Genomic DNA, 14,997 nt, shown 5'->3' with positions numbered 1-14,997 from the left:
GGCCCTGGTGCTGAGGCCCTGGCGCTGAGGCCCTGGCGCTGAAGCCGTGGGGTTGCGGCCCTGGCGCTGCGGCCCTAGCGCTGAGGCCCTGGCGCTGAAGCCCTAGCGCTGGCCCTCGGCCTGCTTCAGCGGCGTTCCGCGTTTCTCCATGAACTCCTGGAAGCTCATGTCCCGGAACGATTCGGACCCGATGAACTGCAGCACCGGCCAGTAGGAATCGTAGTCGTGATACCCGGGTAGGCGGGTGATGTAGCCTCCGTCAGGTGTCAGGAAAACGGTGGTCGGCGTTCCACGCGCCCCGAATCCGACCGACAAGTCCGCAGACGAAAGCTCGTAACCCAGGTACGACAGCGTGTCGTCACGCACGTCGATGTTGAGGCGGCCGGTGATGAAGTGCTCGTCCAGGTAGTCCAGTACGTCATCGCGCGTATAGACTTCTTCCTGCATCTTGCGGCACCAGCCACATCGCGGCGACCAGATGTCTACCAGGACCATCTTTTCCGCCTTCTTGCCCATCTCGAGGGCCTCCTCAAACGGAATCCACACCGCAGCACGCGGCGACTGCGCCAGGGCGGTGCCGGCCATGGCGAGCAGAAGTACTACGGTAGAGAAAAGTCGTGTCATGGGATGAGGCTGCGCATCTGCCGCGCGAATCGGTCTGAAACCGCGTTCCAGTCTAATGTTTCGCCAGCAACGCGCGCGTTACGCTTCCAACGAAGGGTATCGGCGCTTCGGGTGCATGCCTTGAGCAGGGCGTCGCGAACCGCGTCCGGGCGGTTCGGCTCCACCGTCAGGCCGCAATCGAATCGCCGCACCATCGCCCCCGTTTCCTCGAGATCCGAAGCAACCACCGGCAGGCCGGCCGCGAGATAGTCGAAGAGCTTGTTCGGCAGCGCATACCGGTGATTCAGGCAAGTCGGCTGCAGCAGCGTCACGCCCAGGTCTGCCCCTGCAGTAACCGGCAACACCCGATTCGGCGGCACCGGGTCCAGGAAGTGCACGCGTGCGAGCCCATTCGCCAAACGTTCCAGCGTCTTGCGATGGGGTCCGTAGCCGAGAAATACCAGCTGAGCATCCGGGGCGGTGGTCGGCCACTCTGCCATCGCTTGGATCAACACCTCCGCTCCACGATCCCTTCTCAACTGTCCCAGATGGAGCAGGATGGGCTGATCCGGCATCAGACCGAGCGTGTTTCTGAGGAACGGGTCCGGCGTTATTTCCCGGAATGCGGGCGCATTGAGCTGGACGTCCGGGCGAGTGATCCCGTACCGCTCGGCCAGGAAGTCTGCGATATGGTTGCTGACCGTCCACACGCGAGCGGCTTGACGGATGGCACCACGCTGGACCACATCCCAGAAAAATCGCACGTGGGGTCTCCCGGCCGTCGCCGCGACGTGCGTGTAGAGCTCGCGCGCGTCGAAGGTGTAGGGGACGCCGCGGGCTCTTGCGGTTTGGCGCGCGGCGCGAAGTACGTAAAGGTCGGAGGCGTGGACCAGCTTCGCGGCGTGCGCGGCTGCGGCCTCCGCAAACTGCCGATGCAGGCGCCGGAAGAAGCCCGGCCCGCCGCTGCCCTGCACGGCTATTGGCTCTACGGAGACGCCATCCGGGAGCGGAGAAGTGGCCTGCCCGGGTAGGCAGAGAACCCGCACCGACATGCCATCTGCAGCCAGTGCTCCCAACTGGCGAAGCGCACGTGCATTTCGGTGCACGTCGCCAGCCATCATGAAGAGGAGATCAGTCGGGGCGGAAGTGGTCATGCCGGGGCGAGAACCCCCGCGCGGCGCCCGGGGTCCGCGTGCGAATGCAGGGTCGGACCCCGCGTCGGCGGGCCCTGGCCCTCAGGTCACGGTTCCACGGCGCGCATTGAAATCGGCGCTGATTGAACCTCTTGGGCGCCTTTGGGGAGGCAAAGGTTCCATATCGGCCCCGATTGAACCTAATGGGCGTCTTTGGCCGGGCAAAGGTTCCATTATCGGCCGTGATTGAACCTAATGGGCGTCTTTGGGGAGGCGAAGGTTCCATATCGGCCGTGATTGAACCTAATGGGCGTCTTTGGGGAGGCAAAGGTTCCATATCGGCCGTGATTGAACCTAATGGGCGTCTTTGGGGAGGCAAAGGTTCCATATCGGCCGTGATTGAACCTAATGGGCGTCTTTGGCGGCGCCGAGGTCGAGAATTCGCCCCTTTCGAACGTTCGGGGGCGTCGCACGGTCGGCGGGCGATCGCCCCCGGCACCCCGACGACGCCCACAGCCCGGCGGGCGATCGCCCCCCGCGCCCCGCCGGAATCCCCCGGCCCGACCCCACGCGCAATTGCCCTTGCGCTTGCCGGTTATCGAAGAATCCCCGTGAAGATTATCGATTCTTTGTGATTGCCTTGCGAAACCGGCGTGTAAGCGCTTACACTCGGGACGCGCAGGATCACCCACCATCCATCTGCCGAACTCCCACTGTCGGCGGTTTCCTGTCCGTGCCCACCATCTACGACATCGCTAGCCGAGCGGGCGTGTCCATAGCCACGGTGTCTCGTGTATTCAACGGGTCGCCGCGGGTATCGGACCGCACCAAGCGCAATGTGCTTGCGGTGGCTGAGGACCTTGGGTACTCGCCGCACGCCACGGCCCGGTCGCTCGCCAGGCGCCGATCCAGCGTGGTGGCAGCGGTGATCCCGATGCTGACCAACTACTTCTTTGTCGAGATCCTGCGCGGCCTGCAGGATCGCATGGCCCAGAGCGAATACGATCTTCTGGTGTTCGCGGCTCGCACCCTCGACGAGGTGGACATGCAGATGGACCGGGCCCTGCAGCGCGGCCAATCCGCCGGCATCCTGGTGTTCTCGAGCCCGATGCCTGAGGCGCGCGTCAAGCGGCTGCAGCGAAGCGGACGAAGTATCGTGCTTGTCGACTGCTTCCACGCAGACATGGATGCGGTCAGTATCAACAACGAGCATGGAGGACGACTGGCCACGGAACACCTGATTACCTGCGGCTGCAAGCGCGTGGGCCTGATCATGGCCAATCCCGAGTCCGAGCCGGCCAGGGACCGGCACACGGGATACCTGCACGCACTGGCCGAGGCAGGCATCGATGTGGATCCTTCGCTGATCGAAACCAGCAACGAACCGGTACTCCACGGCTACTCGGAGCAGTCTGGCTATCAGGCCATGCGCTCACTGCTGAATCGCCCGCAGCCGCCCGACGGGGTATTCGCCACGTCCGACATTCAGGCGATCGGCGCTCTCCGTGCATTGCGGGAGGCCGGCCGGTCCGTGCCAAGCGACACGCGGCTGGTTGGATTTGACGACATCCTGATCTCACGCCACGTGGGGCTGACCACCGTGCGGCAACCGATGTATGAGATGGGTGTGATTGCAGCGGAGCGTCTGATTGCGAGAATCGAGAACCCGGACCAGGTTCAGGCGCAGACGGTGCTGTCTCCGCGCCTGGTTGTGCGACAGACCACGGAGGTGCCGGCATGAGATCGCTGCTCGTCCTCTTGCTCTGCGTGCTTGTCGGCTGCACGCCCGCTACGGACCGCCCGGAGCCTGTCGCAGTGGTGAACGGGCGCACCATCAGCGTCGATCAGTACCAGCGGAGCTACCGCGACTATCTGTTCTCAGGCGGCCTGGAGGACGAGCCGACGCGCCGTTCGGCATTCCTCAATCGCATGATCGCGGTCGAACTGATTTCGGCCGAGGCCCGCGACAACGGAATCGAAGAGACCGAAGCGTTCGGTGAGGCTCGCGAGCGCGCCCGGCAGAAGCTGCTGATCGAGGCCTGGCTGGCCGATGTGGTCTACGCTGACATTGAAGCCACGGAAGCCGATCTGGTGGATCAGTTCGTGCGTGTCAATACGCAGACCACCGCGCGACACCTGTTTGCTCCGACGCAGCAGGCAGCACAGGCCCTCAAGGCCCGGCTGGACGGCGGAGAGTCCTTCGAGTCCATCGCCCGGGAAACCTTCGCGGACCCGGTGCTGGCCGAGAACGGAGGATTGCTCGGCACCTTCGGGTTTGACGAGATGGACCCGGACTTTGAAAACGCCGCCTTCGAACAGCGTGTGGGGGAGGTGGGCGATCCCGTGCGCACGTCCCAGGGCTGGTCTGTCATCAAGGTGGAGGACCGGTTCACCAAGCCCATCATGACGGAGACCGAGTTCGCCGAGAAGCGGCCGCAACTCGAGGGCTATGTGCTCGAGCGCAAGCAGAATCTTGCCCGCCGCGCATATCTCGACGCCGTCGTTTCTGATGCCGATGTGGAGCTGAATGAAGAGGTCGCCGCGGGCATCCTCGGCGCGAGCCTGGAACAGACCGGTGACGGTGAAGGCCGTACGCTGGTCACGTTCCGAAACGGAGATTCCACGGTTGAGTGGACCCCGGATCAGCTGCGGGAAGCGGCGCGGTTCACATCAGAGCGCCAGCGCCGATCCGTGGACAACCTGCTTGACCTGCAGGCCTTTGTGGAAGGGCTGGTGACCCGGAGCATCATCCTCGAGCGCGCTGTAGACGCAGGACTCGGCCGCGACGACCGGGTCCGGCAGGGTCTGGACGCAGCCATGTCCGAATGGATCTACGAGCACGCGTTCGACGATCTGGTCAAGGGCATGGAACTCTCCGAAGCGGACCTGCGCACCTACTTCGAGACCTACCAGGATGAATTCCAGCAGCCCCGCCGAGCCCGAGTCAGCGAAATCGTAACGGCCTCCAGGGAGGAGGGCGATGCGCTCCGCGCCAGACTCAACGGGTCCAACTTCGCTGAGCTGGCCCGCGCGCATTCACTTCGCCCCGAGTCCGCCGCCGACGGTGGCAGACTTGGACTCTTCAGCGCCGACGAACTCGGTCCTTGGGCGGACGATGTGTTTGCTGCCCGGCCTGGAGCAATCCTCGGCCCACTTCCCGCGGCCGGCAAGTACATCACGCTTCAGGTCGAGGGCTTCGAAGCCCCTCGGCCGGCCACCTTTGAAGAGGCTCGGGACCAGGTGGAAGCCATGCTGCGCCGCGAGCGCCAGCAGGACTTCCTCCGGAGCCATGTACAGGAGCTGCGCGCCCGGTACCCGGTCCGCATTGTCATCGAATCACTGGACAGCCTCCCGCTAACTGGAAGCGCCCATGCCTGAGATCGTTACGAGATCCACATTCGCGATCCCCCTGGGGATCCTGTTGGTTCTGTTCCTTGCTGCACCGGCTTCGGCCCAGACGGGCAAGATTGCCGGAACGGTTGTGGACGACACCGGCCTGCCCTTGCCCGGTGTGAACGTGCTGATCGCCGGGACCCAGCAGGGCACGGTGACCGATCTGGACGGTGAGTATGTGATCATCGGGGTGCGTCCCGGGACATACTCAATCCAGGCCTCGTTCATCGGCTTCTCCACACAGGTGCGAGAGGGCGTGCGGGTGAACGTTGATCTGACCACCACGATCGACTTCACGATGGCCGAGGAGGTCTTCCAGGGCGAGGAAATCGTGGTGACCGCCACCCAGGACGCGGTGCGCAAGGACGTGACCAGCTCCGAGGCGCGGGTGACCTCCGAGACCCTCGACCGCCTGCCGGTCACAGAACTGGGCCAGGTGCTTGAGGTACAGGCCGGTATCACCAACCGGAACGGGCTGCACATTCGTGGTGGCCGTTCCAGTGAGGTGGTCTTCATGGTGGACGGCGTGCCCGTGACCGATTCCTATGACGGATCGAGCTCCGTGCAGCTGGAGAACGACGGGATCGAGGAGCTTCAGGTCATCTCCGGTACCTTCAACGCGGAGTACGGCAATGCCATGTCCGGCGTCATCAACGTGGTGACCAAGGAAGGGGGCAGCGAATACCGCGGCAGCTTCTCCAGTTACGTGGGCAGCTATGCGGTCGGCGGCGACGGCGGCGAAGACTTCCTGCGCGGCACCAACGTGGAAGAGTTCAGGCGCGCCGGCATCGAGTATCGCGACGTGGACCCCTACTCCTACCTGCCGTTCAGCCCGGGGCAGTTCTACAACGCCCAGCTGGCGGTCGAGGGCCCGGTGCTTGGCGACAAGCTGACCTTCTTCGCACTGGGGCGCTACTTCAACAACGACGGCTGGTTGTACGGCGCCAATATCTACGACCGAAATGGGCAGGCCGGTGATTCGTCGCTGGTCCCGATGAACAACTTCTCACGCCTCTCCTGGCAGGGCAACCTGCGCTACCGGGCGTCCGGCAAGATCATCTTCAACCTCATCGGTCAGGGACAGAATTCGGAGAGCCGCGGCTACAACCTGTTCCGTCGCTGGTCACCGGAGGGACGCTCGTTCGGGTTCAACAACGGGTACAACGTGATGCTGAAGATGACCCATCTGGTCAGCGCCACCACGTTCTACACGCTCAACGTCTCCACCTTCCGCGCCGACAACGAGTCCTACCTGTACGAAGACCCGTTTGACGAGCGCTACAACGGGTTCAACATCACGCCGCCGGATTCGGTTGAGTATTCCCCGGGCGTCTTCGTCCCGGTCGTCACTGGATTCGGGCGATATGGTCGCGGCGGAACGGACCTGGGTCGCTTCGAGCGTTCCACGGACACCATCCTGCTCAAGGGCGATATCTCCAGCCAGCTGGGTCGTGTGCACCTGACCAAAGCCGGCTTCCAGGTCAAGGTAGACAGGATGAACCTGGGCGGGTTCGGGCTGCAGCCTGCCGTGGACCAGAGCGGAGGGTTCGTCGAACCGTTCGCGCCGGCCATTCCGGACTCGGCTTCCTCTCGCTATACCTGGTTTGAGGATTTCAGCCCGATCTCGATCAGCGCCTATGCCCAGGACAAGATCGAGTTTGAGAACTTCATCGTGAACGCGGGCCTTCGATTCGACTACTTCGACGCCAGAGCCGAGGTACCGGTCGACCCCACCGATCCGAACATTTACAGCCCGCTGAAAAAGATCAACCGGTTCCGGGACACCAACGGGGACGGCGTGATCACCGTAGATGAGGAGCGCCTGGACAACCGCCTCACCGTCGCAGACAGGGAATCCTACTGGTGGGAGCCCTCGAAGAGCAACTGGCAGCTGTCGCCACGCCTCGGCGTTGCCTATCCGATCACCGAGCAGGGCGTCATCCACTTCTCCTATGGCATCTTCTTCCAGGTGCCGACCGTGGACCAGATGTCGGCCAACTTCGGATTCAAGATTCCGAACTCGTCCGGCAGCTACGGTCCGTTTGGCAACCCGAACCTGGATGCCCAGAAGACCACGATGTACGAGATCGGCTTCAAGCAGGGCTTTGGGGACTTCGTGCTCGACATCACCGGGTATTACCGCGACGTGCGCAGCTGGGTATCGACGTCACGCCCGATTCTGGCCGCGCTGCCGGGCATCAACTACGTGGTGTTCACCAACCGCGACTACGCCAACACACGCGGACTCACTGCAAGCCTCAAGAAGAACTTCAGTGGGGGGTACGGCTTCGACCTCAACTACACCTTCCAGGTTGCCGAGGGCTCCAATTCGAACCCGGCGGACGAATTCTTCAGTCTGCTGGGCAACAACCAGCCCACTCTGGCCCTGCTGCCGCTCGATTGGGACCAGCGACACAAGATCGCCGGTGCGGTCTACGGCGGCGGCTCTGACTGGGGCGGATCCATTCGCTTCCGCGCCGAGTCCGGCTTCCCGTACACGCCTTCGTTCGCGCAGGCCGCGCTTGTCGGAAATGACGTTCAGCCCGAGTTCCCCCGCAACTCCCGCAGGATCGCTCCGACCTTCGAGGCAGACATCAATCTCTACAAGCAGTTTGACCTGGGTCGCATCCAGCCCCGGGTCACCCTGGACGTCTTCAACGTGCTGGACACACGCAATGTCAACGGCGTGTTTGCAGACACCGGTGAGCCCGACGTCACCCTCGATCAGTTGCGCACAGGCCAGGTCGACCCCGGCTATTTCGTGCGACCCGAACACTTCCGAGAGCCGCGCCGCATCCAGCTCGGCATCGACTTTCGCTTCTAGCAGGACATGACAACCATGCATACCATGCGAGGACTTCTGGCTGCCGCCCTGCTGCTGATCTTCAGCGCCGACCTGGCGCTGGCTCAGGGGGTCATTGACCGGAATCACGTGCCTTCCGATGAGCGCGTGGATCCGTTCGAGCGCCGTCGGGACAACATCGACGGCAACAACATTCGTGCGTCGATCACCAACTATGCCCAGACGGCGCAGACCGGCGACCCGGGCGACTTCTGGTACGAGTGGCCCAAGAACACGGGGCGCCGCTACATCGCGCTGACCCAGCTGTTCGTAGGCGCGCGCGTCCAGGACTCCCAGGGCGATTCCCTGTTCATCGTGGACGTGCCCAACTTCCGCACGAACCCGGTCGATGAGAACATCTCCTGGACGTTCGAGCCCATCAAGGGATACGTTAACCCGGCGGGCGCCGAGCTGGGCATCGCCCAGTCTGACGAGTTCGAGTCGTGGCCTCCCTTCTGGCCCGACAAGCTCGGCGATGCCGGCGACCCCGGCTGGTCCGGATCCTGGAACGGCTTCTTCGGCAAGAACGTGTTCAACGCCGATCAGGAGTTCTTCTACAAGGTCGGCGACGACCAGTACAACCGGTACCCGAACTACTTCCCTGACGCTTCCGACCCGACCCGGAAGGGCATGGGCATCGTCGCGGAGGTGCGCACGATGGCCTGGAGCCAGATTCTGATCGACGATGTGGTCTTCCACATCCACGGCATCAAGAACGACGGCACCGAGGACCTGGGGCAGGTCGGCCTTTCGATGTGGCTGGCAGACCTGGTCGGCGGTGACAGCCAGGACGATATCCCGTTTTTTGACCTGCTCGAGGACGTCGCCTTCATGACGGACGCCGATGGGGTCGGGGATGAGTTCTTCGGTTCGGATCCTGTCGGGCAGGCCGTATTCGCCTTTCTGGAGACGCCGGGCAATGCCACGGACCGCATCGACAATGATGCCGACGGCTCCACCGAAGACGACTGTGATCCGGCTATCGGCGAGTGCAACAGCCCGGTGGTACCGGAGAGCTTCCTGGCCGGTGAGAATCCCATCAACGGCATCGACGACAACGGCAATGGTCTGGTCGACGAGAACCGCACGCACACGCCGTTCATCGGTGAGCAGGCCTCCAACGTTGGTGTGGGATACGCGGACCGCATCGACAATGACAGCGATGGAGAAAGCGACGGTCCGGTGGTGACCCAGGAAATGGTCTCGCAAGCCCTCTCCAATGCGTTCCTGCGCTGGCCGCCCAATCCCGGCATGGATGCGATCTCCACCGACTCCAACGGACGTCCGCTGGTTGGCCTGCTGGGCGTGGACGATGGGGATGTCGGACTCCCATTCGCCGACGGCATCGACAACGATCGCTCCAACGAGACGCCCACCGCCAACTACCCGCTGCTCTCCGAGCCTGGTTCACCCGTTGTGACGCAGGAGATGGTCAATCAGGCCGCGTCCGATCCATATGGCCGCTATCGCGTGCCCGGCACGGACATCATCCTGTACCAGGTGGGCGCCGAGGACCTCGGCAAGGCCTATGCCGACGGCGTGGACAACGATGAGGATGGCGCGGTTGATGAAGGCATCGACGAGGGCATCGACGAGATGATCGATGAGTCCCGCGCGGATGGCATCGACAATGATGGCGACTGGAATTTCCTTCAGGACGACGTGGGCCTGGACGGTGTCGGCTTCTCCGGAGACCCTGGTGACGGCGACGGCGTGCCGACCACCGGTGCCGGCACCAGCTTCCCGGGCGAGAAGAACATCGACATCACGGACATCTCCGAGTCCGACCAGATCGGTATTACCAACGTTCAGATCATTCCGGCTTTCTTCCTGAATCTGAACTCCCAGACCGACCGGTTCCTGTTCAACTCGTTCATGATTCCGGGTGAGTTCGACGAGAACATTCCGGAGCCGGGCGAGAACGACATCGTGGTCTCCAGTTCGCTCTTCCCGCTGAAGGCCGGCCAGACGGAGCGCATCTCCCTGGCCATCATCCTGGGAATCACCGATGACGAAGTGCTGGGCTCCCGCGACAAGGCGCTGCAGGCCTATCAGGAGGACTACCAGTTTGCCCAGGCACCGATCACGCCGGAACTGAGCGCGGTTCCGGGAGACGGCCGGGTGACGCTCTATTGGGATTCTGACGCGGAAGACTCCTTTGACAACTTCCTGGCTGGACTCGGGCGCAACCCGAACGACTTCGAGGGCTATCGCATCTACCGCTCCACCGACCCGGCTTTCCTGGATGCCCTGACCATTACGGACGGCTTCGGCAACGCGCTGCTTCGCAAACCGATTGCCCAGTTCGACAAGATCAACGGCTTCGCTGACTTCCACCCGGTGGATGTCAACGGCGTCAAGTTCTTCCTGGGCACCAACAGGCGGGACGAAGGCGAAGACGCGACAGGTCTGGCGCACTCGTATGTGGATACCGATGTCACCAACGGCATTCAGTATTTCTATGCCGTGACGGCCTACGACTTCGGCTCCACCATCGACAACATCCCGCCGACGGAAACGCCGATCCGCATCCAGAGGCTGGCCGACGGTACCATCCGCACCGGTCGCAACGTGGTCGCGATCACGCCAACGGCCCCGGTTTCCGGGTTCGTAGGAGCCGACATCGTGGATCTGGCGAGGGTGGAAGGCGCCACCTCCAGCCGCATCGGGTACAGCATCATTGACCCGACGGTGATTGACGACGGCGCGCGCTACCGAGTGACCTTCGAGGACACGCTGCGACTTGGCGGCCGCAACTTCCCGGATACGCTGACCACGCGCAGCTATTCGCTGACCAATGTCACGAGCGGCGAGGTGCTCATCGACCGTTCCAACTCGTTCCTGGGCGGCAAGGAGTTTCCGATCTTCGACCAGGAGGGGGATCCGATTGGCTTCAAGCTGGACTTCTTCCTGGAGCCCTTCATTGTGCTCAACAAGTCTGCTTCGGGATGGAACAGGGAGGGCATCTATCCTCCCACCCTCGAGCCGTACCTGTCTGCCGGCTTCCTGAAGGGCTTGCGCAACCCCGCGGACTACCGGGTGCGCATCATCGGTGATGGGCAGGGTCAGTCCATCGAGCTACAGGTAGCTCGCCGCCTGACCCTACCGGCACGGCCTACCAACGTCGAGGTGGTGCGGGTGAATCCGGACGGAACGGAGACCCCGGTGGACTATGCCTTCTGGGATCTCACGGGTCCGGACTTCGTGTCCTCCACGTCGACAGCGCCCGCCACGTTCTCCACCGATCCCTCGGTCGGCGAATCCGATCTGATCATTCTGTACGAGCGGCAGGTCGGCAAGGAGGATGCGGACAAGCTCGTCACGTGGCGCATCGGCATGAACTTCGTCTTCCAGGACAACGACAATCCCCAGCAGGGAGACGTCATGGAGGTCATCACCCGCAAGCCGTTCCTGGCGAGTGATGCGTTCGAATTCACCACGAAGGCACCCGGCGTCGACGCGGTGAATCCGGACTCGTTGCTGGAGCAGATCCGGGTCGTGCCCAACCCCTACGTGGTGACCAACTCGTTCGAGCCCCTCAACCCGTTTGCCACAGGACGTGGGCCGAGGGTCATCAAGTTCATCAATCTGCCCCCGGATGCCACGGTGCGCATCTTCACCCTCAGCGGGAAGCAAATCACTACGCTGCGCAGGGACGAAGGCACCAATGACGGCGTGATGGCGGACCCGATGTCCGCTGCGGCCCTGCTGGACGGCACGCTGGATTGGGATCTGGAATCGGACGATGGGCTGACGGTGGCCTATGGGGTGTACCTCTACCACGTGGAGGCGCCCGGAATTGGAGAACGCACCGGCACCTTTGCCATCATCAAGTAAGCGAAGCCATGTCAAAGACACACACGATCGCACGGGCGGGCCTGCTGACGCTGATGATGGGGCTGCTGGCCGTTGATGCCCAGGCACAGTTCGAAACCACTACCAGATCGGTAACCAAGCGCGGAACCACCGCGGCCGACTTCCTCAACATCCCGGTCGGCGCGCGGGCGACGGCTATGGGCAACGCGGTGACCGCGACGATAGACGACGCGACGTCCGTGTATTGGAACCCTGCCGGTCTGACAGGACTCACTGGCGGCGGCTTCGTGGGCGAGTACGCCCAGTGGCTGGCCGGCGTCGAGTTCAACTTTGTTTCGGTGGTTCTCCCCATGGCGGGCGGCAAGGTGGCGTTCGGCGTCACCAGCATGCGCACGCCGGAGATGGAGGTGACCACCGTGTCCAGTCCCAACGGGACGGGCGAGAAGTTCGACGCCGCTTCCTATGCCGTGGCGGTCTCCTATGCGCGGGCGCTGACGGATCGATTCTCGATCGGTGGCACGGTCAAGCGCATCAACGAGCGGATCTGGAATTCCGGGGCCTCCGGCACAGCCGTGGACATCGGGACCCAGTTCGTGACGCCGTTCCGCGGAATCCGCCTCGGGGCATCCATATCCAACTTCGGCTCCAAGCTGCAGCTGGACGGGGACGACCTGCTGGTTCGCGTGGACATCGATCCCGTCAACGCCGGCAACAACGAGTCCAACCGCGCCTTCCTGCGCACCGACACGTACGACCTGCCGCTGACCATGCGCATCGGGCTTGCGGGCGAAATCTATCAAGCGGGCAGCACTCGACTCACCATGGCCGTTGAGGCCCTCAACCCCAACAGCAGCGAGCAGTACGTCAACCTGGGGGCCGAACTCGGCCTGCTGAATGACCTGGTCATGCTGCGGGGTGGCTACTCCGAGCTCCTGCTGGACGATGCGGTGCGCGCGCTCACATTGGGTGCCGGCCTGCGGTACCGCTTTGCCCCCCTGAACTTCGCGTTCGACTATGCCTGGGAGCAGCAGGAATTCTTCCAGGACGTAAACAGGCTTACCCTCTCGATTCTATTTTGACACCCGTCAAAACCGTACTCCCCTGACGATCACACCTGATCATAGAAACGGTCTTTTCCCCCCGAACAGACCCGATATTCCCAATCACACAACCACCTGAGGAGCACCACATGCACACCTCTACAAAGCTGGCGCGAGGGCTGTTTGCCGCGTTCCTGATGCTGGCGTTCACAAGCGATGCCCTGGCGCAGCGCAATGTGACGCTGACGCTGAACACGGCGACCGCTGCGGACACCCTCAATGCGCTTGACGAGATCCAGATTCGCGGCCAGCTCGGCAGCGGTACCGCCCTCCCCGGCGGTGGCGTCATCGACTGGAACGACGCGACTACGCTGAAGCCGACCAACGTGGGCGGCGACTACTGGGAGATCAACTTCCAGATTCCGGAGAACGACGATCTCCAGTTCAAATTCTACTCCCAGTTGCTCGAGGACGATGGCCTCGGTGGATGGGAAGACGGTGACAACCACATGATTGCCGGCGGGACCGGTGACGTGGTGATGCCGCTTCACTACTTCCGCAAAGGGAGTGGCGCCGCCTATGACTGGCGTCCGTTCGAGGCCCCCGCCGGCCAGGTTGCGGTACACTACCGCGTTTTCGCCTGTACGGAAGACGGCTCCAATGACGGCTACGTGCCCAGCAACCCGAGCATGTTCGTCGGTGTGCGTGGTGCACCGGAGCCAGGCGTGCTGGACTGGGGTGCCACCAATGTGGTGCTTTCGCAGGAGAGCGATGTAGACGGCTCTCCGGGATGGGACATCTGGTCCGGTACGGCCTTCTACGATGAGGCTCAGGCGGGCAATGCCCAGGAGTACAAGTTCGTCGTGGAAACGGACGTGACCGGTTGGGAAGACTCCAACAACCGGACCTTCACCATTCCGTCCAGCGACACCACGCTCGCGTGGGTGTACTACGGCGACTCCAATCCGACTTCCTGTTCGGCGCAGCCGGAGACCTCAACGGTCATCTTCTCGGTAGACCTGACGCCGCTGCAGGACATCGGCCTGTTCGACAAGGCCCGTGGTGATACCCTGCAGGTTCGTGGTGGCTTCAACGGTTGGAGCGGCGACAACCCGGATCGCAGCCTGCTGCTGCCGTTCCCGGGCACGAACATCTTCGAGGCGGCCATTCCGCTGACGGCGCTTCCCGGCTCGGAGCAGTCGTACAAGTTCTTTATTGATTTCAACAATGAGAACTTCATAGCCGACTTCGGCGCCGACCCTCCGAGTGGATGGGAGGAGCCCCTGTCTACGACCGGTGCCAACCGTGTGCTGACGTTCGAGGGCGACCCGAATAACGAGCAGTTCCTCGGCGACGTGCGCTTCAACGACGTGCTTGAGGACAACGTGATTCCGGCCGGTACCAGCATCGACGTCACGTTCAACGTGGACATGAGCGGCGCGGCCTCCGCGGCAGATCCCTTCGATCCAGCCACGCACGTGCCGTTCCCGCTGTTCGGTGACCCGATCTTCAGCTTCACGCAGGGCTGGACCGGCGTGCCGACCGAGCACTTCATGAGTGATCCGGACGGAGACGGCGTCTACTCCGTGACGATCACCATCAACGGCCCGACCTACTCGGCCATCCAGTACACCTACGCCTACGGCGTCGACGGCGACACTCGCGCCGGTGAGGAAGCAGGTGGTGGTTTCGACGGCCTTGGTCGTCGTCGCTCGCGCTTCGTCGTGCCGAACTCCGACGGTTCCTGGCCCGCCGCCCAGCAGCTGGAAGTCGAGACCTACCAGCCCGACGGCGCCCTTCCGTTTGAGACCAATCCTGCCGTGGGTACGTCCATCGAGACCATCGGTGACGAGCTCCCGCAGCGGGTCGAGCTGAGCCAAAACTTCCCGAACCCGTTCAACCCGACCACTTCGTTCGAGTACTCCCTCACGAAGACGGCCGACGTGCAGGTTCAGGTGTTCGACGTGCTTGGTCGTGTAGTGGCCACGCTGGTGGACGGTGTCCAACAGCCGGCTACCTACCGGCTCTCGTTTGACGCGTCCAGCCTGGCAAGCGGTACCTACATCTACCGCCTGACCACACCGACGCAGACGCTTACCCGCACCATGGTGCTGCTCAAGTAAGCGAACCTGGCTCTGACCAGAGCGGAGGGGCCGGCCCGCGCATGTCG

General features: G+C 63.1%; 8 protein-coding genes. 6 read left to right on the top strand and 2 right to left on the bottom strand.

Translation table 11 applies throughout. The features are described 5' to 3' along the window. Positions 1-102 precede the first annotated feature (102 nt). Both JJ896_02365 and JJ896_02360 read right to left on the bottom strand, forming a co-directional pair. Positions 103-624: a thioredoxin fold domain-containing protein gene (locus JJ896_02365; GenBank protein ID MBO6778474.1), complete on the bottom strand. Its 522-nt coding sequence runs from the start codon at positions 622-624 to the stop codon at positions 103-105. Then, positions 621-1,757 carry a glycosyltransferase family 4 protein gene (locus JJ896_02360; protein ID MBO6778473.1) on the bottom strand — a complete coding sequence of 379 codons (1,137 nt, stop codon included), beginning with the start codon at positions 1,755-1,757 and terminating at the stop codon, positions 621-623. Before JJ896_02360 ends, JJ896_02365 begins: the two co-directional genes overlap by 4 nt. 712 nt (positions 1,758-2,469) lie before the next feature. Between JJ896_02360 and JJ896_02355 the strand changes: the two genes are divergently transcribed. From JJ896_02355 to JJ896_02330, 6 genes are all read left to right on the top strand, one after another. Beyond that, on the top strand, positions 2,470-3,477 hold the full coding sequence (locus JJ896_02355) for a LacI family DNA-binding transcriptional regulator (protein ID MBO6778472.1): 1,008 nt from the start codon (positions 2,470-2,472) through the stop codon (positions 3,475-3,477). Beyond that, entirely contained in the window at positions 3,474-5,114 is a 1,641-nt protein-coding gene (locus tag JJ896_02350; protein ID MBO6778471.1) for a peptidyl-prolyl cis-trans isomerase, read from the top strand. Before JJ896_02355 ends, JJ896_02350 begins: the two co-directional genes overlap by 4 nt. Next, positions 5,107-7,953: a TonB-dependent receptor gene (locus tag JJ896_02345; protein MBO6778470.1), complete on the top strand. Its 2,847-nt coding sequence runs from the start codon at positions 5,107-5,109 to the stop codon at positions 7,951-7,953. The genes JJ896_02350 and JJ896_02345 overlap by 8 nt, the downstream gene beginning before the upstream one ends. A 24-nt stretch (positions 7,954-7,977) precedes the next feature. Further along, positions 7,978-11,808: a hypothetical protein gene (locus JJ896_02340; GenBank protein ID MBO6778469.1), complete on the top strand. Its 3,831-nt coding sequence runs from the start codon at positions 7,978-7,980 to the stop codon at positions 11,806-11,808. A gap of 8 nt (positions 11,809-11,816) precedes the next feature. Further along, on the top strand, positions 11,817-12,866 hold the full coding sequence (locus JJ896_02335; protein MBO6778468.1) for a PorV/PorQ family protein: 1,050 nt from the start codon (positions 11,817-11,819) through the stop codon (positions 12,864-12,866). Between the two features lie 110 nt (positions 12,867-12,976). Continuing rightward, complete coding sequence (locus JJ896_02330) at positions 12,977-14,950, top strand: T9SS type A sorting domain-containing protein (protein ID MBO6778467.1); 1,974 nt, start codon at positions 12,977-12,979, stop codon at positions 14,948-14,950. The last annotated feature ends 47 nt before the right edge of the window (positions 14,951-14,997 follow it).

The organism is Rhodothermales bacterium (assembly GCA_017643395.1).
GTDB lineage: Bacteria > Bacteroidota > Rhodothermia > Rhodothermales > UBA10348 > JABDJZ01.
Note: the sequence above shows the minus strand (reverse complement) of the source record. Positions and strands in the feature narration are given on the sequence as shown.

What these genes read in the sequence shown, in the direction of transcription:
- JJ896_02365 (MBO6778474.1), bottom strand. Translation starts at nt 624, where the DNA reads ATGACACGACTTTTCTCTACCGTAGTACTTCTGCTCGCCATGGCCGGC.
- JJ896_02360 (MBO6778473.1), bottom strand. Translation starts at nt 1,757, where the DNA reads ATGACCACTTCCGCCCCGACTGATCTCCTCTTCATGATGGCTGGCGAC.
- JJ896_02350 (MBO6778471.1), top strand. Translation starts at nt 3,474, where the DNA reads ATGAGATCGCTGCTCGTCCTCTTGCTCTGCGTGCTTGTCGGCTGCACG.
- JJ896_02345 (MBO6778470.1), top strand. Translation starts at nt 5,107, where the DNA reads ATGCCTGAGATCGTTACGAGATCCACATTCGCGATCCCCCTGGGGATC.
- JJ896_02340 (MBO6778469.1), top strand. Translation starts at nt 7,978, where the DNA reads ATGCGAGGACTTCTGGCTGCCGCCCTGCTGCTGATCTTCAGCGCCGAC.
- JJ896_02335 (MBO6778468.1), top strand. Translation starts at nt 11,817, where the DNA reads ATGTCAAAGACACACACGATCGCACGGGCGGGCCTGCTGACGCTGATG.
- JJ896_02330 (MBO6778467.1), top strand. Translation starts at nt 12,977, where the DNA reads ATGCACACCTCTACAAAGCTGGCGCGAGGGCTGTTTGCCGCGTTCCTG.